Source organism: Burkholderia sp. SRS-W-2-2016 (assembly GCF_001931485.1).
Lineage (GTDB): Bacteria > Pseudomonadota > Gammaproteobacteria > Burkholderiales > Burkholderiaceae > Paraburkholderia.
The window spans coordinates 31,671-52,844 of the sequence record NZ_MSDV01000016.1 but is presented as its reverse complement, the minus strand read 5'-3'; the positions used below and the strand labels follow the sequence as shown (position 1 = coordinate 52,844).

The 21,174-nt window shown below is 62.7% G+C and carries 24 protein-coding genes and 1 pseudogene; 11 read left to right on the top strand and 14 right to left on the bottom strand.

Features of this window, described 5'->3' with window-relative positions; genetic code table 11:
* Positions 1 to 14 precede the first annotated feature (14 nt).
* From BTH42_RS05330 to BTH42_RS05305, 6 genes are all read left to right on the top strand, one after another.
* Positions 15 to 1,571 carry a 3-hydroxyacyl-CoA dehydrogenase gene (locus BTH42_RS05330; RefSeq protein WP_075296538.1) on the top strand — a complete coding sequence of 519 codons (1,557 nt, stop codon included), beginning with the start codon at positions 15 to 17 and terminating at the stop codon, positions 1,569 to 1,571.
* Positions 1,568 to 2,356, top strand: coding sequence for an oxepin-CoA hydrolase, alternative type (locus BTH42_RS05325; protein ID WP_075296536.1), 789 nt, complete (start codon positions 1,568 to 1,570; stop codon positions 2,354 to 2,356). The genes BTH42_RS05330 and BTH42_RS05325 overlap by 4 nt, the downstream gene beginning before the upstream one ends.
* A 21-nt stretch (positions 2,357 to 2,377) precedes the next feature.
* Positions 2,378 to 3,094 (top strand): histidine phosphatase family protein, encoded by a 717-nt coding sequence (locus tag BTH42_RS05320; RefSeq protein WP_075296534.1) that lies wholly within the window; start codon positions 2,378 to 2,380, stop codon positions 3,092 to 3,094.
* Between the two features lie 20 nt (positions 3,095 to 3,114).
* Positions 3,115 to 4,221 (top strand): phosphotransferase, encoded by a 1,107-nt coding sequence (locus tag BTH42_RS05315; RefSeq protein ID WP_075296532.1) that lies wholly within the window; start codon positions 3,115 to 3,117, stop codon positions 4,219 to 4,221.
* 25 nt (positions 4,222 to 4,246) lie between these two features.
* Complete coding sequence (locus tag BTH42_RS05310) at positions 4,247 to 5,506, top strand: acyl-CoA dehydrogenase family protein (protein ID WP_075296524.1); 1,260 nt, start codon at positions 4,247 to 4,249, stop codon at positions 5,504 to 5,506.
* Positions 5,507 to 5,640: 134 nt separating this feature from the next.
* Positions 5,641 to 6,342 (top strand): glutathione binding-like protein, encoded by a 702-nt coding sequence (locus BTH42_RS05305; RefSeq protein ID WP_075296522.1) that lies wholly within the window; start codon positions 5,641 to 5,643, stop codon positions 6,340 to 6,342.
* A 133-nt stretch (positions 6,343 to 6,475) separates the two neighbouring features.
* On the opposite strand, the gene BTH42_RS05300 is transcribed toward BTH42_RS05305, so the two are convergent.
* The 6 genes from BTH42_RS05300 to BTH42_RS05275 form a co-directional block, all read right to left on the bottom strand.
* Entirely contained in the window at positions 6,476 to 6,952 is a 477-nt protein-coding gene (locus tag BTH42_RS05300; RefSeq protein WP_075296520.1) for a MaoC family dehydratase, read from the bottom strand.
* Positions 6,949 to 7,407, bottom strand: coding sequence for a MaoC family dehydratase (locus tag BTH42_RS05295; protein ID WP_075296518.1), 459 nt, complete (start codon positions 7,405 to 7,407; stop codon positions 6,949 to 6,951). Before BTH42_RS05295 ends, BTH42_RS05300 begins: the two co-directional genes overlap by 4 nt.
* A 33-nt stretch (positions 7,408 to 7,440) precedes the next feature.
* Positions 7,441 to 8,571 (bottom strand): acyl-CoA dehydrogenase family protein, encoded by a 1,131-nt coding sequence (locus BTH42_RS05290; protein ID WP_075296516.1) that lies wholly within the window; start codon positions 8,569 to 8,571, stop codon positions 7,441 to 7,443.
* 10 nt (positions 8,572 to 8,581) lie between these two features.
* Entirely contained in the window at positions 8,582 to 9,778 is a 1,197-nt protein-coding gene (locus tag BTH42_RS05285; RefSeq protein WP_075296514.1) for an acyl-CoA dehydrogenase family protein, read from the bottom strand.
* A 48-nt stretch (positions 9,779 to 9,826) separates the two neighbouring features.
* The gene (locus BTH42_RS05280; RefSeq protein ID WP_075296512.1) at positions 9,827 to 10,252 is read right to left on the bottom strand and encodes a DUF1178 family protein; all 426 of its coding nucleotides are present in this window, start codon (positions 10,250 to 10,252) and stop codon (positions 9,827 to 9,829) included.
* Between the two features lie 291 nt (positions 10,253 to 10,543).
* Positions 10,544 to 11,068 (bottom strand): AlpA family transcriptional regulator, encoded by a 525-nt coding sequence (locus BTH42_RS05275; RefSeq protein WP_075296511.1) that lies wholly within the window; start codon positions 11,066 to 11,068, stop codon positions 10,544 to 10,546.
* 168 nt (positions 11,069 to 11,236) lie between these two features.
* On the opposite strand from BTH42_RS05275, the gene tnpB reads away from it, so the two are divergent.
* From tnpB to BTH42_RS05260, 5 genes and pseudogenes are all read left to right on the top strand, one after another.
* A complete protein-coding gene (gene tnpB, locus BTH42_RS05270; RefSeq protein ID WP_372237242.1) occupies positions 11,237 to 11,530 on the top strand; it encodes an IS66 family insertion sequence element accessory protein TnpB in 294 nt (97 codons plus the stop codon).
* 53 nt (positions 11,531 to 11,583) lie between these two features.
* Positions 11,584 to 11,865 carry a hypothetical protein gene (locus BTH42_RS36420; RefSeq protein WP_372237240.1) on the top strand — a complete coding sequence of 94 codons (282 nt, stop codon included), beginning with the start codon at positions 11,584 to 11,586 and terminating at the stop codon, positions 11,863 to 11,865.
* A gap of 1 nt (position 11,866) precedes the next feature.
* Positions 11,867 to 12,016, top strand: a pseudogene (locus BTH42_RS36415) (transposase); the annotation flags it as partial.
* A 36-nt stretch (positions 12,017 to 12,052) separates the two neighbouring features.
* Positions 12,053 to 12,259, top strand: a complete 207-nt coding sequence (locus BTH42_RS36410; RefSeq protein WP_372237241.1) for a transposase domain-containing protein — start codon at positions 12,053 to 12,055, stop codon at positions 12,257 to 12,259.
* A gap of 62 nt (positions 12,260 to 12,321) precedes the next feature.
* Positions 12,322 to 13,116, top strand: a complete 795-nt coding sequence (locus BTH42_RS05260) for a hypothetical protein (RefSeq protein ID WP_143751977.1) — start codon at positions 12,322 to 12,324, stop codon at positions 13,114 to 13,116.
* A gap of 320 nt (positions 13,117 to 13,436) precedes the next feature.
* Here BTH42_RS05260 and BTH42_RS05255 read toward each other — a convergent pair whose 3' ends face one another.
* From BTH42_RS05255 to nuoI, 8 genes are all read right to left on the bottom strand, one after another.
* Positions 13,437 to 14,027, bottom strand: a complete 591-nt coding sequence (locus tag BTH42_RS05255; protein ID WP_075296505.1) for an NUDIX domain-containing protein — start codon at positions 14,025 to 14,027, stop codon at positions 13,437 to 13,439.
* Between the two features lie 45 nt (positions 14,028 to 14,072).
* Entirely contained in the window at positions 14,073 to 14,369 is a 297-nt protein-coding gene (locus BTH42_RS05250; protein WP_075296503.1) for a DUF2818 family protein, read from the bottom strand.
* On the bottom strand, positions 14,369 to 15,841 hold the full coding sequence (gene nuoN, locus BTH42_RS05245) for an NADH-quinone oxidoreductase subunit NuoN (protein ID WP_075296501.1): 1,473 nt from the start codon (positions 15,839 to 15,841) through the stop codon (positions 14,369 to 14,371). Before nuoN ends, BTH42_RS05250 begins: the two co-directional genes overlap by 1 nt.
* 24 nt (positions 15,842 to 15,865) lie before the next feature.
* Entirely contained in the window at positions 15,866 to 17,356 is a 1,491-nt protein-coding gene (locus tag BTH42_RS05240; RefSeq protein WP_075296499.1) for an NADH-quinone oxidoreductase subunit M, read from the bottom strand.
* A 14-nt stretch (positions 17,357 to 17,370) separates the two neighbouring features.
* Positions 17,371 to 19,437 carry an NADH-quinone oxidoreductase subunit L gene (gene nuoL, locus BTH42_RS05235; RefSeq protein WP_075296497.1) on the bottom strand — a complete coding sequence of 689 codons (2,067 nt, stop codon included), beginning with the start codon at positions 19,435 to 19,437 and terminating at the stop codon, positions 17,371 to 17,373.
* A 17-nt stretch (positions 19,438 to 19,454) separates the two neighbouring features.
* A complete protein-coding gene (gene nuoK, locus BTH42_RS05230) occupies positions 19,455 to 19,760 on the bottom strand; it encodes an NADH-quinone oxidoreductase subunit NuoK (RefSeq protein WP_007588140.1) in 306 nt (101 codons plus the stop codon).
* Positions 19,761 to 19,780: 20 nt separating this feature from the next.
* On the bottom strand, positions 19,781 to 20,485 hold the full coding sequence (locus BTH42_RS05225; protein ID WP_075296495.1) for an NADH-quinone oxidoreductase subunit J: 705 nt from the start codon (positions 20,483 to 20,485) through the stop codon (positions 19,781 to 19,783).
* A 193-nt stretch (positions 20,486 to 20,678) separates the two neighbouring features.
* Positions 20,679 to 21,167 carry an NADH-quinone oxidoreductase subunit NuoI gene (nuoI, locus tag BTH42_RS05220; RefSeq protein ID WP_075296493.1) on the bottom strand — a complete coding sequence of 163 codons (489 nt, stop codon included), beginning with the start codon at positions 21,165 to 21,167 and terminating at the stop codon, positions 20,679 to 20,681.
* Positions 21,168 to 21,174 lie beyond the last annotated feature (7 nt).

Here is a 21,174-nt window from a genome sequence, read left to right as displayed (position 1 = left end):
AGTCGAGCATCACAATGAACTCTCGCAATTTCAGCATCGAGACCATCGGCATTGTCGGCACCGGCGCAATGGGCCGCGGCATCGCGCAGATCGCGGCGCTCGCGGGCCTGCGCGTGCGGCTGTACGACACCAACCCCAGCGCCGTCGGCGCCGCGCGCGACTACCTCGCGGAGACTTTCGCCAAATTGACCGCCAAAGGCAAGCTCGAGCAGTCTCGCTCGCTTGCCGCGCTCGCCAATGTCAGCGGCGCGCAGAACGTCAGCGAGCTGGTCGGCTGCGACCTGATCGTCGAGGCGATCGTCGAAAGGCTCGACGTCAAGCAGGCGCTCTTTCGCGAACTCGAAACCGTCGTTAGCGGCCGCTGCATTCTCGCGTCGAATACGTCGTCGCTGTCGATTACCGCCATTGCCGCGGGCTGCACCGATCCGTCACGCGTGGTCGGTTATCACTTCTTCAATCCGGTACCGCTGATGAAGGTCGTCGAAGTGATCGACGGGCTGCGCAGCGATCCCGCGGCCGGCGACGCGCTGATGGATCTCGCGCGCCGCATGGGCCACACGCCGGTGCGCGCGAAGGACATGCCGGGCTTCATCGTCAATCACGCGGGCCGCGGGATGAATACCGAGGGTCTGCGGGTTGCGGGCGAAGGTGTCGCGAGCTTTGCGGACATCGACCGCATCATGCGCGAGCAGGCCGGCTTCCGGCTCGGGCCGTTCGAGCTGCTGGATCTGACCGCGCTCGACGTGTCGCATCCGGTGATGGAGTCGATTTATCATCAGTTCTACGAAGAGCCGCGCTATACGCCGTCGCCGATCACCGGCACGCGGCTGATGGGCGGTCTGCTCGGCCGCAAGAGCGGCGAAGGTTTTTATCGTTACGTGGACGGCAAACAGCAGGTGCCCGCCGAAGCGCCGGCGCCGAGCGCCTTGCCGGCTAGCGTGTGGGTCAGCAAGCGCTATCCGCAGGCGTATGACGCGGTCGTGCAACTGGTCGGCAAAGCCGGCGTGAAGCTCGACGAAGGTGCGACGCCCGCGGCTGATTCGTTGATCGTCGTCACGCCGTTCGGCCATGACGCGACCACCGCCGCGGTCGACGAAGCACTCGACGCGAGCCGCGTGGTCGCCGTCGATACGCTGTTCCCGCTGGTCGGCGCACAGCGCCGCACGCTGATGACCACCCCCGCCACCACCCGCGCCGCGCGCGATCAAGGGCATGCGCTGTTCGCCGCCGACGGCGTTCCGGTCACCGTGATCCGCGACTCGACCGGCTTCGTCGCGCAACGCGTGGTCGCGACGATCGTCAACATCGGCTGCGATATCGCGCAAAAGCAGATCGCCACGCCGGACGACATCGACCTCGCGGTCACGCTCGGGCTCGGCTACCCGCGCGGGCCGCTCGCACTCGGCGATGCGCTCGGCGCCGGCACGATCCTGACCATCCTGCGCAATATGTGCAGCGTGCTCGGCGAGCCGCGCTATCGTCCGTCGCCGTGGCTCGCGCGGCGCGCGCAACTCGGTCTGTCGCTGAAGCAGCGCGACGCGGCGGACACGCAACCGGAGAATCAGCAATGAGCGCCGAACTGCTCGCCTCGCGTCCCGTCGGCAGCGAATCCACGCTGGTCCTGACGCTCTCTAACCCCGGCGCGCGCAACGCGCTGCATCCGGACATGTACGCGGCCGGCATCGAAGCGTTCGACACCGTCGAGCGCGATCCGTCGATCCGCGCGGTCGTGATCACCGGCGCCGACAACTTCTTTTGCGCGGGCGGCAATCTGAACCGGCTGCTCGAAAACCGCGCGAAAGATCCGTCCGTGCAAGCGGACAGCATCGACATGCTCGGCGAGTGGATCTCGGCGCTGCGGCTGTCGTCGAAGCCGGTGATCGCCGCGGTCGAAGGCGCGGCGGCAGGCGCCGGCTTCTCGCTCGCGCTCGCCTGCGATCTGATCGTCGCCGCCGATACCGCGAAGTTCGCGATGTCATACGCGCGGGTCGGTTTGACGCCCGACGGCGGCGGCTCGTGGTTCCTCGCCCAGGCGCTGCCGCGGCAGCTGGCCACCGAAGTGCTGATCGAAGGCAAACCGATCGGCGCCGCGCGTCTGCACGAACTCGGCGTGATCAACCGGCTCGCGAAAGCCGGCACCGCCCTCGACGGCGCGCTCGCGTGGGCCGACGAACTCGGCGCGATTTCGCCGAACTCGGTGGCCCGCATCAAAGGCCTGATCGCCGCGGCCGGCACCCAGCCGCTCGCCGATCATCTGGTCGCGGAGCGCGATAACTTCGTCGCGTCGCTGCATCACCGCGACGGTCTCGAAGGCATCAGCGCGTTTCTCGAGAAACGCGCGCCGATCTACAAATAAGCGAGGAGCGAGCCGCCCGACATGCCCGACTACCAACTGCCGAAACGTCGCCGCATCTTCCTGATGCGCCACGGCGACGTCACCTACTTCGACGACTCCGGCCGCGCGATCGATCCGGAAACCGTGCCGCTGAACGCGAACGGCCGCGACCAGGCCAGCGCCGCGGGCCGCGTGTTCGCCGAGCAGCGCGTGCGCTTCGATCGCGTGATCGTCAGCGGCCTGCCGCGCACGGTCGAAACCGCGCGCCGCGTGCTCGCCGAAACCGGCCAGCAGATCGAGGTCGAGATCGAACCGGCGTTGCAGGAAATTCACGGCGGCCGGCTCGGCAGCATTGCGCCGAGCGATATCGAGGCGGCGTTTCTCGGGGTGTTCGACGGCATCGTGCCGGAAAGCACCCGCTTTCTCGACGGCGAAACGATCGGCGAGCTGTTCGATCGCGTGCTGCCGGCGGTCGCGGCGCTGCGCGAGGATACGTCGTGGGACACCGTGCTGCTGGTGCTGCACGGCGGCGTCAATCGCGCGATCCTGTCGCACGCGCTGACGGCCGGCGGCCGCACGTTCTTCGGCCACCTGTCGCAGGCGACCGGCTGCATCAATGCGCTCGATGTCGGCGCCGCGCCGCGCGACTGGGTGCTGCGCATGCTCAACCATTCACCGCCGTCGCCGCTGCATCGCGACGTTCGCAACACCACGATGGAAATGCTCTACGCACAATTTATTCGATACCAGCGTAGTTGACACCGAACTGGAGGAGACACATGGCGCAGGCCACGCAGACCGGCGAACCGAGCCGTCGACCGGATTACTCGGCGTTCGAGGGCACCCGTCCGGTCAACGAGCGGCAACGCTTCGACCACGACGCACTCGCCGCATGGCTGACCCGGCACGTCGACGGTTTCGCCGGGCCGCTCACGCTCGAGCAATTCGCGGGCGGACAATCGAATCCCACTTTCAAGCTGATCACGCCGTCGCGCTCCTACGTGATGCGCGCGAAGCCCGGGCCCGCCGCGAAGCTGCTACCGTCCGCGCATGCGATCGAGCGCGAATACCGCGTGATGGACGCGCTCGCCGGCACCGACGTGCCGGTCGCGCGGATGCTCGCGCTGTGCGACGACGAAAGCGTGATCGGCCGCGCGTTCTACGTGATGGAGTTCGTCGAGGGGCGCGTGCTGTGGGATCAGTCGCTGCCCGGCATGACCCCGGACGAACGGGCGGCGATCTACGACGAGATGAATCGCGTGATTGCGGCGCTGCATAGCGTCGACGTGCAGGCAGCCGGCCTCGCCGACTACGGCAAGCCGGGCAACTACTTCGCGCGGCAGATCGGTCGCTGGAGCAAGCAATATCTCGCGTCCGAGACCGAGCCGATCGACGCGATGCATCGGCTGATCGACTGGCTGCCGCAGCATATGCCGGTGGAAACCGGCGAACGTGCGTCGGTCGTACATGGCGACTACCGGCTCGACAATCTGATCTTCGCGCGCGACGAACCGCGGGTGCTCGCGGTGCTCGACTGGGAACTGTCGACACTCGGCGATCCGCGCGCCGATTTCGCATATCACTGCATGGCATGGCACGTCGACCCGGCGCAGTTCCGCGGCATCGCCGGGCTCGACTGGGCAGCGCTTGGCATTCCTGATGAAGCGCAGTATGTCGAGCGCTACTGCAAGCGCACCGGCTTCGAGATTCACGGCGACTGGAACTTCTATCTCGCGTACAACATGTTCCGTATCTCCGCGATTTTGCAGGGCATCATGAAGCGCGTCGTCGACGGCACCGCATCGAGCGCGCAGGCACTCGACGCCGGCCGGCGCGCGAAGCCGATGGCCGAACTGGCCTGGCGCTACGCACAGAAAGTTCGCTAAACACCCGTTATCCGCGAGGACCCAGATGAATTTCGATTACACCCCGAAGGTTCAGGCGTTGCGCGAAAAACTGCTCGCCTTCTTCGACGCGCACATCTATCCGAACGAGCAGGCGTTCTATGCCGAGATCGCGCGCAACCGGCAAAACGGCAATGCCTGGCTGCCGACCGAGCTGATCGAGCAACTCAAACAGAAAGCGCGCGACGCCGGCCTGTGGAATCTGTTCCTGCCGCAATCGGAGCGCGGCGCCGGCCTGACGAACCTCGAATACGCGCCGCTGTGCGAGATCATGGGCCGCGTGCCCTGGGCGCCCGAAGTGTTCAACTGCAACGCGCCCGACACCGGCAACATGGAAACGATCGAGCGTTACGGCAGCGAAGAGAACAAACGCGAATGGCTGGAGCCGCTGCTGCAAGGGCAGATTCGCTCTGCATTCCTGATGACGGAGCCGGAGGTGGCGTCGTCGGATGCGACCAATATCCAGACGCGTATCGTGCGCGATGGCGATCATTACGTGATCAACGGCCACAAGTGGTGGTCCTCGGGCGCCGGCGATCCGCGCTGCAAGGTCTATATCGTGATGGGCAAGACCGATCCGGACGCGCCGCGCCATCAACAGCAATCGATGATCCTCGTGCCCGCCGACGCGGCCGGCATCACCGTGCATCGCCCGCTCACGGTGTTCGGTTACGACGACGCGCCGCACGGCCATATGGAGATCACGCTCGACAACGTGCGCGTGCCAGCCAGCAACATGCTGCTCGGCGAAGGCCGCGGCTTCGAGATCGCGCAGGGCCGCCTCGGTCCGGGGCGTATTCACCATTGCATGCGGCTGATCGGGCTCGCCGAGCGCGCACTCGAACTGATGGCGAAGCGCTCGCTGCAACGGGTCGCGTTCGGCAAACCGGTCGCATCGCATGGCGTCACACAGGAGCGTCTCGCGGAAGCGCGCTGCATGATCGAGCAGGCGCGCCTGCTGACGCTGAAGACCGCGTACATGATGGACACCGTCGGCAACAAGGGCGCGCGCGGCGAGATCGCGATGATCAAGGTGGTCGCGCCGAATATGGCCTGCCAGGTGATCGACTGGGCGATCCAGGCGCACGGCGGTGGCGGCGTCAGTGACGACTTCCCGCTCGCGTATGCGTACGCGTCGGCACGCACGCTGCGTTTCGCCGACGGTCCGGATGAAGTGCATCGCAATGCGATCGCGAAGCTCGAACTCGCGCGTCATATGGATGCGGGCGCCGCGGCTCGGGTGGAAATGCCGGTCACACGTGGTTGATTTGCGTTTCAGAGCGCGCGTTCTGCGCGCGCTCTGCCCCGCTGGTGCGCTCAGCAGCATCGCGCGATCTATGCTCTAATTTTCGTCAATAGCGGCGCCCTCCTTGCGGCGCCGCTTTCACGAAAGGAGCCAGGATGATCGACGTCTATAGCTGGGCGACCCCGAACGGGCACAAGGTTCACATCATGCTCGAGGAAACGGGCCTGCCCTACACCGTGCACGGCGTGAATATCGGCGCCGGCGACCAGTTCAAGCCCGAATTTCTCGCCATCAGTCCGAACAACAAGATCCCCGCGATCGCCGATTCAGACGGTCCGAAAGGCGCCGACGGCCAGCCGTTCGCGTTGTTCGAATCGGGCGCGATCCTGATTTATCTCGCCGAGAAAACCGGCAAGTTCCTGCCGACTGACCCGGCCGCGCGCTATGCGGTATTGCAGTGGCTGATGTTCCAGATGGGCGGCCTCGGTCCGATGCTCGGGCAAACGCATCACTTCCGCGTCTATGCGCCGGAGCAGATCGAATACGCGGTCAACCGCTATACCAACGAAGCGCGGCGGCTATATGGCGTGATGGATACGCAACTCGGCAAGACGCGCTATCTCGCCGGCGACGACTATACGATCGCGGACATTGCCGCGTTTCCGTGGACCCGCTCGTGGCAGAACCAGGGCATCGAACTCGATTCGCTGCCGAACGTGAAGCGCTGGCATGAAGAGATCGCCGCGCGGCCGGCCGTGGTGCGCGGTGTCGATGTGCTCGCGTCGGCGCGCGTGCCGCTGATGGACGACAAAGCGAAAGAGATGCTATTTGGCGCGACGCAGTACGCGAAACACTGATCCTGAGCACTCGCGCTGGTATGGGCTAGAGCGAGACGTTTCAAAACAAGGCGCGAGCGGCATGTATGCCCGCTCGCGCTTTTTTGTTGCCCGCGCGCCCGATGCAATCGGCGTGATCAGCGCACTCGGCGCGCTAGAAATAGTGCCGCGTAACGAACTCCGCGACGCACACCGGCCGCTCCCCGCCCTGCCGCTCGACGGTCACGTTCCATACGACCTGTACGCCGCCGTTGTCCACATCGGTCACCGATTCGACCGCAAATTTCGCGCGCAGCAACGAACCGACCAGCACCGGCGACATAAACCGCACGCGATTCAGCCCGTAGTTGACGCCCATCCGCTGCTGCAGCGACACCGTCTTGCCGAGCAACGCCGGAATCAGCGACAGCGTCAGAAAACCATGCGCGACCGGACCGCCGAATGGCGACTCACGCCGCGCCCGCTCCGGGTCGATGTGAATCCATTGATGATCGCCGGTGGCATCGGCGAAACGGTTGACCTGATCCTGATCGACCGTCAGCCATTCGCTGGTGAGCGGCCCCGCGCCGATCAGTGCGCGCAGAGCATCCGCATCGCCGAACCTCGCGGCTTGCGCCGCGCTCGCCGTCATGCCGCGACTCCCGGCTTGCGCAGCCCGAACATGCCTTTCGTGCGCACGGTGATCACAAGTTCGCCATGCTGATTAATGCCCTCCCAACGGGTCGACACGATCCCGCGATCGGGCTTGCTCTCCGACACGCGCTTGTCGACCGTGACCGTCATCATCGTGATCGTGTCGCCGACGCGCACCGGCTTGAGCCAACGGATTTCGTCGATGCCGGGTGAGCCCATCGACGTCGACCCGGCGAGCACGTTGCGCACCAGCATGCCCATCATCACCGAACAGGTGTGCCAGCCGCTCGCGACCAGACCGCGGAACGGCGATTCGGCCGCCGCCGCTTCGTCCAGGTGAAACGGCTGCGGGTCGAACTTCTGCGCGAACTCGACGATCTCGTCGCGCATGAACGTGTGTTTGCCGACTTCGCGGCTCGCACCGACTTCCAGGTCCTCGAAACTGATTCCCATCGTCCAGCTCCTTTATGCGGTTGAACACTCCACTCAGCCTTCGATGCTGGCGAAGCCGGGCAGCGACGCGAAGCGTGCGAGATGATGATCGACGTCGCCGAGCGTGGTTTCGATGATCGCAAGGCGCTTGAACAGATGCGCGGCCGCGACCTCGTTCGTGACACCCATGCCGCCGTGCAACTGCACCGCCTGCTGGCCGACGAAACGCGCGGCCTGCCCAACTCGCACTTTCGCCGCGGAAATCGCGCGACGACGCTCGTCGGGGTTGTCGCTCGCGTAGCGCATTGCGGCCAGATACGTGACCGAACGCGCCTGCTCCGCGTGGATCAGCATTTCGACCATCCGATGCTGCAACGCCTGGAAACGCGCAATCGGCTGGCCGAATTGCTGGCGGGTCTTCGTGTAGTCGACGGTTGCGTGGTTCAGCGCGTCGAGCGCGCCGATCGCCTCCGCGCACAGCAACAGCGTGCCGTAGTCGGCGATCTGTTCGAGCGCCGCCGCGCCCGCGTGCTGGCCACCAAGCCGGCGCGCCGGCGTGCCGCTGAACTCGAGCGTTGCGGCGCGCTGACCGTCGATCGTCCGGTACTCGGTCACCTTGGCGCCGGCCGCATCGCGCGCGACGACATACAGCGCGATCTCGCCGTTCAGGCGCGCCGGCACGATCCAATAGTCCGCCTGCGCGCCATGCAGCACGACCGACTTGGTCCCGCTCAGCGTCGCCTCGCCGTCCTGCGAGCCGCTCGCGCTGGTCGCCACATCGAACAGATCGTAGCGTGCGTGCGGCTCGTGAAACGCGACCGCGAGCCTGCACTCGCCCTGCGCCGCGCGTTCGAGCAAAGCGGCATCGGCGCCATCGCCTGTGCCGGCAACCCGGAGCGCTTCGATGCCAACCGCGGTCGCCCAATACGGCTCGACGACCAGCGCACGACCAAGCTCCTGCATCACCACCAGCATGTCGATCGGCCCGCCGTTAAAACCACCGTGCGCCTCCGGCACCGGCAGCGCGGTCAGACCCAGTTCGGTGAACGCGGCCCAGTGCGTAGCCGACACGCCCGCGTCCGAGCTCACGATCGCCTGACGTGCCTCAAAGCCGTAATTCTTCTCGAGATAGCGGCGCAGCGCGTCGGCAAATTGCTGTTGTTCGTCGTTGAAAGTGAAGTCCATGCGCCGCTCCTCAAAGTCCGAGAATCATCTGCGCGATGATGTTCTTTTGAATTTCGTTCGAGCCGCCGTAAATCGACGTCTTGCGGAAGTTGAAGTAGTACGCGGCCAGCGGCGCGGCATCGTCGTCGCCGGCGAGGCTGTGTTCGTGCTCACCTTCGAGGAACGGTACGTCGAACGGCGCGGCCAGCGGGCCGACCGCTTCGAACATCAGTTCGGTCAGCCCTTGCTGCACCTCGGTACCTTTGATCTTGAGCATCGATGCTTCCGGCCCAGGTCCGCGCCCGCCCGCCTCGTTGGCGACCACGCGCTGCACGGTGACTTCGAGCGCCATCAGCTCGATTTCGAGATTCGCGACCTTCGCGGCAAACACCGGATCCTGCAGCAGCGGCTTGCCGTTCTTTTTCTGGTTCAGTGCGACGCGCTTCAGGAACGCCAGTTCACGCTTGGACGCGCCGACGCGCGCAATCCCCGTGCGTTCATGCCCGAGCAGGTACTTCGCGTAAGTCCAGCCGCGATTTTCCTCGCCGACCAGATTCTCGACCGGTACCTTCACGTCCTCGAAAAACACTTCGTTGACCTCATGGTCTTCGTCGAGCGTGATGATGGGCCGCACTGTGATGCCGGGGGTTTTCATGTCGATCAGCAGGAACGAGATGCCCTCCTGCTTTTTGGCGCCGCTATCCGTGCGCACAAGACAGAACATCATGTCGGCATACTGGCCGAGCGTCGTCCATGTCTTCTGGCCGTTGACCACGTAATGATCGCCGACGCGCTCGGCGCGCGTGCGCAGCGACGCGAGGTCGGAACCCGAACCCGGCTCCGAATAGCCCTGGCACCACCAGTCGGTGCCGTCGAGAATACGCGGCAGGTAGTGACGCTTCTGCGCGTCGTTGCCGTATTTCATCAACACCGGCGCGACCATCGACACACCGAACGGCAACACGGACGGCGCGCCGATGCGCGCGCACTCCTCTTCCCAGATATGCCGCTGCGTCGCATCCCAGCCCGGGCCGCCATACTCGCGCGGCCACGCGACCGCGGACCAGCCTCGCGTGCCGAGCAGCTTGTGCCAGCTAGCGAAATCTTCGCGGGAAAGACGTTTGTGATTGAGGACCTTGTCGCTCAGCTCGCGAGGCAGATTCGCTTCGAGCCAGGCGCGGATGTCGGCGCGGAACGCGTCTTCGGCGGGGGAATAATCCAGATTCATACGTAGTGTCTCCTGGCCGCCACCAACCGGCGCCACGGACCCACTACGTTATTGCAGCGGTTCCTTCAGGGCAGCCGGGACCGGCAGCGGCATCACTTCGATGCCTTCCTCGACCAAGGCACGCGCATCTTCCGGTGTCGTGACACCGCGAATATTGCGTGCGGGCGCTTCGTTGTAGTGAATGCGCCGCGCTTCCTCGGCGAAGCGGTCGCCCACGTTCTCGGTCTTTTCCAGTACCTCGCGCAGCGTGCGCATCATCTGCGCCTGCATTTCGTGCACGCCGGCCGGCACCTTCGGCTCGGCCGCACCCGACAGATTCAGGCGCGGCGCCGACGGTAACCGGCTCACTTCGTTCGCACCGCAGATCGGACATTGGACGAGCTTGCGGGACTGCTGCGATTCGAAGTCGTCAGTCGAAGCGAACCAGCCTTCGAACCGATGGTCATGCGGACACTGTAAATCGAGGACCTTCATGTGGAATCAGGGCTTGCGTGCCAGTTTAGCGCAAAATGAAAATTTGTGAACGATCGTTCGTAAAATTTATGATCGACGCGCCAGCGCCAGTTGCAGCAGAGAAAAGATGGCGTGGGTGCGCGATTTTAACGCTTTGCGCAAGCGGCTGCCGAAGGTGGGAGAGAGTACACGGGAGGGCACGCGGGTCGCATCCGTTTGCTTCCGGACAACTGACGAGACGACGCGAATCTGTGTGGCTGGGCGAATCGGGGACAGCGCTTTCAGCGGCCGCGGCCAGCGTTCATCACGCGCCTATGCGAGCAGATTGCCAAGCTGGCGGCTCACCCGCGGCTCGATCTGCCGCGCCTCTTTCGCAAGATTGATCTGCTTGGCCAGTCTGGCAACGTCCACCACGTCCGCCTTGATGTCGTATCCGCCGCGCGAAGTTAGCCAGTCGAGCACGTCCGACAGATGCCACACCGACGCACTGCCCTCGTGAACCGCCGGCGGGAATTCGGTGGCGTGGCTCAGCATCAGTTTGCGCATGTTTTGTCGCGACACCCCCACCACTTCCGCCACGTCGGTCAGACCGACGAAGTCGGGCCCTGCCTCGACGAGCTGTGCCGACGGCACGGCGCGCTTCACGTTCTTGAGGGCGCTCGTCACCGCCTCGAACGCGGTAGCGCCTTCGCGGGAAAAAAGCAGCGCGAGCCGCCCCGGTTGACCGACGCCAACCGTGGCATCGTCGCACCCCGCGTCGCCCAGACGCTCGACAACTGCGTCGGAATCGCTGTCTTCCGCAGCAAGCCGATATTTCAACGTGAATACATATTCCATGGAGGACTACTCCTGCCTTCGTTCAACCCAGGTTTCCGCACGCGATGCGCGACACCATGCCCACTACCGCCGGGCGCTGCAGTTGTCGACGATGCGCCGTAAATGCCAGGCGTGATTGCCCGGATTCTTCGGCGTACTCCAGACACTCGATATGCAGAACTCGCCGACATGCGCTCTGGCTTCAATTCTCTGGCGGCGAAGGTGCAGACGGTGCTGGACAAAGACCCGTATGGCGGGAACATCTTCCTCTTCAGAGGAAAGCGCGGCGATCTACTGAAGGCGTTTTATTGGTGCGATGGCGGACTATGTCTGTTTGCGAAGCGTCTGGAGAAAGGCCGGTTTGCCTGGCCACGCTCCGACAGTGGTGTCGTTGCACTGACAACAGCCCAACTCTCGCTGTTGCTCGAGGGTTTCGATTGGCGACAGCCACTTGATGCTGCGCGACCTCGCACCGCTTTGTAAATCATTGTCAGGTGCAATCCATTGAGGGGGAAGAACGCTCGTAAACTGTCCCTATGGAATCGATCTCGATCACGCTGCCCGACAACATCGATGCCCTGAAGGCATTGCTGATTGAGCGTGAAGCGCAGGTTGACGAACTACGGGAGCAACTCTCGTCGCGCGCTATCGAGATCGAGCATCTGAAGTTGACCATCGCGAAGCTGCGCCGCATCGGGGCGCTCTACAAGATCGAGGAGCAGATTCGCGGCAAGCCGCCAGACGAGCGTCGGCGCGTGCGCCAGACGAGCGTCGGCGCGTGCGCCAGACGCACGCCGTGCCGCTGCTCGACGAGATGAAGCGGTGGTTCGACGCGACGCTTATCACGCTCTCTGGAAGTCCGACACGATGAAGGCGATTCGCTATGCGCTCAATCGCTGGCCGGCGCTCGTGTATTACTGCTGCGATGGGCGCGCAGAGATCGATAACCCGATCGCGGAGCGTGCCCTGCGCGGAGTCGCGCTGGGTCGCCGCAACTATCTGTTTGTGGGTGTAGACTCCGGCGGCGAACGCGCTGCCGCCATCTACAGTCTCATTGGGTCAGCGCGCCTGAACGGCCTCGATCCCGAGGCATATCTCGCCCACGTGCTCCAGCGCATCGCCGATCATCCGGCTAACCTCGTCGACGAATTGCTGCCGTGGAACGTCGCATCGTACTTGCCCGCTTCGGTCAAAACGGTGCCGATTCGATAGCCCATTTGGGCCGTTGGTCGACAATGTCCCGTACAGGAAGCAACAAAGGACTCCAGATTGCGATGAAAATTCGACCTAAGACTCGTACTGCGGCAAGTGTTCTTGCCGCAGTTCTGATTGGGCACAGTGCGTTCGCAGCACTCCATAAAGAGCCTGTTATTGAAACAACTGAGTCTTCCAGTCCTCCCTGGTTCGCAAGAACGGCTGGCAATACATTGGTCTCAGTTACCCTGCCTCCAACGTTGTTGCCTCGGGATATGAACGCGGCAAACTCGATCAAGGCTGAAGCGGGCGGGTTCAAGCCGGCGCGCTATTCCTTTCCGGACGCTACGGTTCCACGATCCGTACTCCACAACCTCACTCGTGTTTATGCCTACGATCGTCGACGAGATGTACCGATCGTCTCCTCGGCGGGAGATTGGGTAATTGCGGAATACTACCTGGCAGGATCCCATATACCGCGCTCACGCTTCCGGCTGCTGGGCGATCAGGTCCAACGTCAGGAGGAGTTGGACCGGACTGGTCGAACGACCAAAATCATCGCGATCGGCTGGGCGCCACGGACGGCCCCCGATGACGACGCGGTCGACACGTCGGAGTTAGGGGAACATCCGGCGTGGATCCGCGTGTTCAGTGTTTCACCATCTAGAAGGAAGACGCTTGTTGCGATAGCCTGGCGAACGAAGCGGTTCGCAACTGCATCCGCCGCCGATCGAGCGCCGGACGACAGGGATCTCGTCTTTGGGCTCCCTGATGGCGAAGTAAGGTGGCAGACGAAGAACGCCTTTCTCAAGGCCAACAACATCGACCTTGGCGCCAGAAAACTCTCTGGAATGGCTAAAGCGGCAAAGTCTTGATTACCGATTATCGGCGAACTATTACAACAGCAATCGGTGCGCTGCCATAACGAATACACCGCATCGTCAAGACGGCATTGATCGCGCGCTTACGGTATCTATCGTTCGTATTCCAGAATGAAGCCAACGATAGCCGCCTCGGTCGGAAGGCTCATACTAGCGGTCTGCCGGCGATGCGGCGAGACAGCTAGACGGCATAGGCACAGTCCTATTTTCAGGCGTACAAAAAGCGTGTCCTCAATGACAAAGCCCCTGCCGGTCATCGACCGGCAGGGGCTTCTTGTACATCTGTGCGAATCGGCTATCGATCCGCGGCGAAACTATGCCGTCTCCGGCTCCGCGGTCGGCCACGTCCCCGCGAGAACCTTCTCGAGCCAGAACGTACCGATGATCGTCTTCACGTCGGTGATCTTGCCGGTACGCACCCACTCGGACACCTCTTCCACGCTTGCCGTGAAGAGTTCAAGAAACTCGCCGTCGTCGAGCTTGCGCTCGCCCTCGGTCAAGCCGCGCGCGAGATAGATGTCGATGAATTCGGTCGAATACGAAATGATCGGGTGGATACGCGTCAGGTACACGTACTCGCTCGCGGTATAGCCAGTTTCCTCACGCAATTCGCGCACCGCGCAGGCGAGCGCCCCTTCGTCCGGATCGAGCTTGCCGGCCGGATACTCGACCATCACCTTGCCCATCGGATAGCGATACTGGCTCTCGAGCAGCACACGGCCGTCGTCGAACAGCGGAATCACCATCACGGCACCCGGATGCTGAACATATTCGCGGGTCGCCTGCTTGCCGTCCGGCAAGCGAACCGTATCGAACTTGACCGTCATGAACGGCCCTTGATGGACCGTCTTGCTGTCGATGCAAGTCTCGGTTAGCGCGGCGTCGTGATTGGGAAGCTCAGCCATATGCGGACCTCTGAACAGCGTGGCGCGCGCGACGGCGGGGCGCCGTCAGCGGCGTTTGACGAGATATTGGAAGGTGAAGCCGGGGAAGGCGAACACGACGAACAGCGCAAACGTGATCGCGTAGAACTGCCAGCCCTGTTCGAAGCGGTTGCCTGCGCGTGCTTCGAGCAGAAAGCCCAGCGCGCCGACCACGAAATACAGCACGATCAGCTCGGCGATCCGGAGCCACGCGCTTTTCTTCGCCGCCTTTAACGGCACGGCGGCGAAGAGGCGCTGATTCAGGAACGGCACGTTGGCGCCAACCAGCGCCAACAGCACGATAAACCAGCCCGCAGCGGACATCAGAGCAGCAGCGTGTGCTGAATCGCGGTCAGACAGGCGCGCAGCAGCGGATCCGGCACGATACCGAGCACCAGTACTGCCACACCGTTGAATGCGAGCAACGCGCGCGTGCTCGTGTCGGCGGTGATCTGCGACTTGTCCTGCGGCTCGTCGAAGTACATCAGCTTGACGATACGCAGATAGTAGAACGCACCGAACAGCGACGTGATCACGGCCAGCACGGTGAGCCAGGTCAGACCGGCGTTCATCGTTGCCTGCAGCACCGCGAGCTTCGCGTAGAAACCGACTGCCGGCGGAATGCCCGCGAGCGAGAACATCATGATCATCATCACGAACGCGAACACCGGGCTGCGCTGATTGAGACCCTTGAAGTCCTCCAGCGTGTCGGCTTCGAAATCACGCCGTGCGAGCAGCATGATGACGCCGAACGTACCGAGCGTCGTGATCAGGTAGACGATGCTGTAGAACATTGCCGAACCGTACGCGCTAGCAGCACCGGTGGTCTTCTGGTCGACCACGCCGGCGAGCAGGCCGAGCAGCACGAAGCCCATGTTCGAGATCGCCGAGTACGCGAGCATCCGCTTGATGTTGCGCTGGACGATACCGGTGATGTTGCCGACGATCAGCGACAGCGCCGCCAGAATCACCAGCATCTGTTGCCATTCGACTGCGAGCGGCAGCAGACCCATCACGAGGAAACGCAGGCCCCATGCGAACGCCGCGACCTTCGGACCGCCGCCGACGATCAGCGTCATTGCCGTCGGTGCGCCCTGGTACACGTCAGGCACCCACATATGGAACGGCACCGCGCCCATCTTGAACGCCACGCCGGCCACGATGAAGATCACGCCGAACAGCAGCACGGTCGGATCGTAGTGGCTCGTGCTGATCGCCTTGAACACTTCGTTCAGGTCGAGCGAGCCGGTCGCGCCGTACAGCATCGAGATACCGTACAGCAGGAAACCCGAAGCCAGCGCGCCGAGCACGTAGTACTTCATCGCCGCTTCGTTCGACGCCGGCACTTCACGGCGCAGCGCGATCACCGCGTACAGCGACAGCGACATCAGTTCCAGACCGAGGTACAGCGTCAGGAAGTTGTTGCCCGAGATCATCACGATCTGGCCGAGCAGCGAGAACATGCCGAGCAGGAAGAAGTCGCCGCGGAACAGGCCGCGGTCTTCGAGGTAGCGGCGCGAATACACGATCGACACCGCGTAGCCGAGCGACACCACCGCCTTCATCACGTTGGCGAACGGATCGACCACGTACATGTGATCGAAGAAGTAATGCACTTGCGGGTCGAACGCATTCATCGCGAACCAGATCCCGGCGACGAGCGTCGAGAAGAATGCGATGAAATACGTAGTACGACGACCGGCCTGGCCGACGAACGTGTCGTTGAGCCACGCGATCACAACGGCGAACATCACCAGTGCGTCGGGCAACAGAGCAGTCATAGGGGCGTTTTGCATGGTTTTAAATTCCTCCGCTCGTCGTTACTGAGCCAACGGCAGCTTCGATTGAGCAACGTGAGAGAGGAGGTTTTCCACGGATACGTGCATCACATCGGTAAAGGGCTTCGGATACAGGCCCATGAACAGCGTCAGTGCGGCGAGCACTGCCAGCATGAAAAATTCGCGGCGGTTGATGTCGACGAGGCTCTTCACATGGTCGTTCGCGACCGCGCCGAAGTACACCCGCTTGTACATCCACAGCGTGTAGGCCGCGCCGAGAATCAGCGTGACGGCCGCGCCACCGGCGATCCAGAAGTTGTACTGGACAGCGGCGAGAATCACCATGAATTCGCCGACGAAACCCGAGGTAGCCGGCAAGCCGCAGTTGGCCATCGAGAACAGCATCGCGAACGCCGCGAACTTCGGCATCATGTTGACGACGCCGCCGTAATCGGCGATCTGGCGCGAGTGCATGCGGTCGTACAACACGCCGATGCTCAGGAACATCGCGCCCGACACGAAACCGTGCGAGATCATCTGCACGATCGCGCCTTCCACGCCCAGCTGGTTGAAGATGAAGAAGCCGAGCGTCACGAAACCCATGTGCGCGATCGACGAATACGCGACCAGCTTCTTCATGTCCGACTGCACCATCGCGACCAGACCGATGTAGATCACCGCGATCAGCGACAGCGTAATCACGACCGGCGCGAGGAAATGGCTTGCATCCGGCACGATCGGCAGCGAGAAGCGCAGGAAACCGTACGCGCCCAGCTTCAGCATGATCGCCGCCAGCACGACCGAGCCGCCGGTCGGCGCTTCAACGTGCGCGTCAGGCAACCACGTGTGCACCGGCCACATCGGCACCTTCACCGCGAAGGCCATGAAGAATGCGATAAACAGTAGTACCTGCGGCGTCATCGCGATCTGCGCGTGCTGCCACGTGGCGAGGTCGAACGAACCCGTTTCGTTGTACAGGTAAAGCAGCGCGACCAGCATCAGCAGCGAGCCCATCAGCGTGTACAGGAAGAACTTGAACGCCGCGTACACGCGGTTCGCCCCACCCCACACGCCGATGATGATGTACATCGGAATCAGCGTCGCTTCGAAGAACACGTAGAACAGCATGCCGTCGGCCGCGCTGAACACGCCGACCATGATGCCCGACAGGATCAGAAACGCCGCGAGGTACTGGCCGACGTTCTTCGTGATCACTTCCCACGCGGCGATCACGACGATCACCGTGATCAACGCGGTCAGCACGACGAACCACATCGAGATGCCGTCCACGCCGAGGTGGTACGCGATATGGAAGCGCTGGATCCAGCTCGCCTGCTCGACGAACTGCAGGTCGGCGGTGCTCGAATCGAAACCGGTGATCAACGGCAGCGTGACGATAAAGCTCAGGACCGAGCCGATCAACGCGACCCAGCGCGCGGGCGCCGGGTTCTGGTCGTTGCCGATCGCAAGGACCAGCAAACCGAAAAGGATCGGCAACCAGATCGCGATACTGAGAATCGGATAAGCGTGCATTAGTGTCCCTCGCCTTATTTGCCGCCGAGCGTTACAAACAGGGTCAGGAGCCCCAGCATGCCAATAATCATGGCGAACGCGTAGTGGTAGATGTAGCCGGATTGCAGGAAGCGGATCACGCTCGCGAACCAACCAATAAAGCGTGCGCTACCGTTGACGATACCGTCGATCACGACGACGTCGCCTTCCTTCCACAGACCTCGGCCAATCGCCACCGCGCCCCGTGCAAACACGACTTCGTTGATCTTGTCCATGTAGTACTTGTTATCGAGCAACGTATAGATCGGGCCGAATGCGCGCTTGATGACAGCCGGCAGATCCGGACGGACCAGATACAGGAACCACGCGACCACCACGCCGGCGAGCGCGAGCCAGACCGGCAGACCCGACACCGAGTGCAGGCCCATCGACGCCCAGCCGCGGAACTCTTCCGCCATCTCATGCAGAGCCGGATGGTTTTCGCTGATGTAGATCACCTTGTCGAACGCGACGCCGTGCTGGAAGAAGTCGCCGAACAGCATCGGGCCGACCCCGATCGCGCCGATCACGATCGACGGGATCGCCAGCAGAACCAGCGGCACCCACACGACCCACGGCGTTTCGTGCGGCTCGTGCGCGTGGTCGTCATGACCGTGGCCATGTGCGTCGTGACCGTGCGCGTCATGCGCATGCGCCGCGGCTTCCGCACCCATCGGCGATTCCGGATGCTTCGGACCGCGGAAGCGCTCCTTGCCGTGGAACACCATGAAGTACATACGGAACGAATAGAGCGCGGTCACGAACACGCTGGCGACCACCGCGAAATATGCGAAACCCGAACCCGGCAGATGCGACAGCTTCACCGCGTCGATGATCGAGTCTTTCGAATAGAAGCCCGAGAAGAACGGCGTACCGATCAGCGCGAGCGAACCGATCAGCGACGTGATCCACGTGATCGGCATGTACTTGCGCAGGCCGCCCATGTTGCGCATGTCCTGATCGTGGTGCATGCCGATGATCACCGAACCCGCGCCGAGGAACAGCAGCGCCTTGAAGAACGCGTGCGTCATCAGGTGGAACACGGCGACCGAGTAAGCCGACGCGCCGAGCGCGACCGTCATGTAACCGAGCTGCGACAGCGTCGAGTACGCAACCACGCGCTTGATGTCGTTCTGGACGATGCCGAGGAAGCCCATGAACAGCGCGGTAATCGCGCCGATCACCATCACGAACGACAACGCCGTATCCGACAGTTCGAACAGCGGCGACATACGCGTGACCATGAAGATACCGGCCGTCACCATGGTTGCCGCGTGAATCAGTGCGGAGATCGGCGTCGGGCCTTCCATCGAATCGGGCAGCCACACGTGCAGCGGGAACTGTGCCGACTTACCCATCGCGCCGATGAACAGGCAGATGCAGGCGACCGTCAGCAGGCCCCAGTCGGTACCCGGAAAGCTCAGCGCCGCGAGTTCGGTACGCTTGGCGAAGACGTCGCCGTAGTTCATCGAACCGGCGAATGCGAACAGCAGACCAATGCCCAGCAGGAAGCCGAAGTCACCGACGCGGTTCACGAGGAACGCCTTCATGTTCGCGTAGATCGCGCTCTCACGCTTGAAGTAGAAGCCGATCAGCAGGTACGACACGAGACCCACCGCTTCCCAGCCGAAGAACAGCTGCAGGAAGTTGTTGCTCATCACGAGCATCAACATCGAGAACGTGAACAGCGAGATATACGAGAAGAAACGCTGGTAGCCGTCGTCGTCGGCCATGTAGCCGATCGTGTAGATGTGCACCATCAGCGACACGAAGGTCACCACGCACATCATCATCGCGGTCAGCGAGTCGACCAGGAAGCCGACTTCGAGCTGCGTCTTGCCGATCGACATCCATTGATAAACGGTCGCATTGAAGCTCGCGCCGTCCATCACCTGGAAGAACACGATGGCAGACAGGATGAACGAAACAGCGACGCCGAGGATCGTGACCGAATGCGCACCCGCTCGCCCTACCGCCTTACCGAACAGGCCTGCGATGAGAGAACCGGCAAGCGGTGCCAGCGGAATTGCCAACAGCAGGTTTTCATTAAGTATCGTGGACATAACCGCTTTTCCTGAAATTAACCTTTGAGCTGATCGAGATCCTCGACATTGATCGTGTCGAGACTACGGAACAGGGTCACCAGAATTGCGAGACCAATCGCTGCTTCGGCTGCCGCAACCGTCAGCACGAAGAAGACGAAAATCTGGCCGTGCACGTCGCCCAGGTAGTGCGAGAACGCGACGAAATTGGTGTTCACCGCGAGCAGCATCAGTTCGATCGCCATCAGGATGATGATGACGTTGCGGCGGTTCAGGAAAATGCCAACGATGCTGATCGCAAACAGGATCGCGCCGAGGACAAGGTAATGGGCAAGGCTCAACATGATTTCTATCTCCTGTCCGCTCAGCTGTTCTTGGCAGGCGCCGAGTCGGCTGCCGCTGCTGCTGCCGCTGCTGCCGCCGCAGCCGCGGCTTCTTCCGCCGCGATGGTGGCCGCGGTTTTTTCTGACGGCATCTTCACGACGCGCACGCGGTCCTGCGCGCGCACCTTGACCTGCTCGCTGACGTTCTGTCGCTTGCTGTCCTTCTTGTGGCTGGTGGTCAGCGCGATCGCGGCGATGATCGCGACCAGCAGAATCAGGCCGGCGACTTCGAACGCGAAGATGTAGTCCGTATAGATGATCTTGCCGATCATGCGCGTGTTCGACCAGTCGCCCATGCCGGCGGCGGCCGCGGCCGTGTCGTGCAGTGCGGTGGTGGTCGCGCCGTAGCCGTGCCACAGGATCAGCGCGGTTTCGATCACGATGATCGCGCCTACCGCGGTGGCCATCGGCACGAAGCGTTTGAAGTCCTTACGCAGCACGTCGAGATTGATGTCCAGCATCATCACGACGAACAGGAACAGCACCATCACCGCGCCGACGTAGACCAGCACCAGCAGGATCGCGAGGAACTCGGCCTCCAGCAGCATCCAGATCGCCGCTGCGTTGAAGAACGCCAGCACCAGAAACAGTGCGGACGATACCGGGTTGCGCGAGGTGATCACCTTCAGCCCCGAGACAACCAGGAGCAGCGCGAAGATGTAGAACAGTACGGTCGTGAATTCCATGATTACCGGTTCATCGTTAGGCCATCGTCAGGCATTGTTCTTTGGCACGCGTGATGAGCAGAAGCGGACAAACCGCCAGAACCGCCACACAGGTGCGCCGTGCCGCGATCCACCCGGACCGCGGCGCTCGGCCTGACAGCAGGCCGTGTTACTGCTTTTACTGCCGCTAATACAGCATCAACGGAACAGCGCTTCAACGATACGGTGCGTCGGCTGCCTTGTTGGCGGCGATCTGCGCTTCGTAGCGATCGCCGACGGCCAGCAGCATGTCCTTCGTGAAGTACAGGTCGCCGCGCTTCTCGCCGTGGTACTCGAGAATGTGCGTCTCGACGATCGAGTCGACCGGGCAGCTCTCTTCGCAGAAACCGCAGAAGATGCACTTGGTCAGGTCGATGTCGTAGCGCGTCGTGCGACGGGTGTTGTCCGCGCGGGTTTCCGATTCGATCGTGATCGCGAGCGCCGGACACACCGCTTCGCACAGCTTGCATGCGATGCAGCGTTCCTCGCCGTTTTCATAACGGCGCAGCGCGTGCAGACCGCGGAAACGCGGCGAGATCGGGGTCTTTTCTTCGGGGAACTGCACGGTGACCTTGCGCTGGAACGTGTAACGTCCGGTCAGCGCGAGACCCTTCAGCAGTTCCGTCAGGAAGAAAGTCTTGAAGAAGTTTTGGATTGCGGTCATAGGTTCA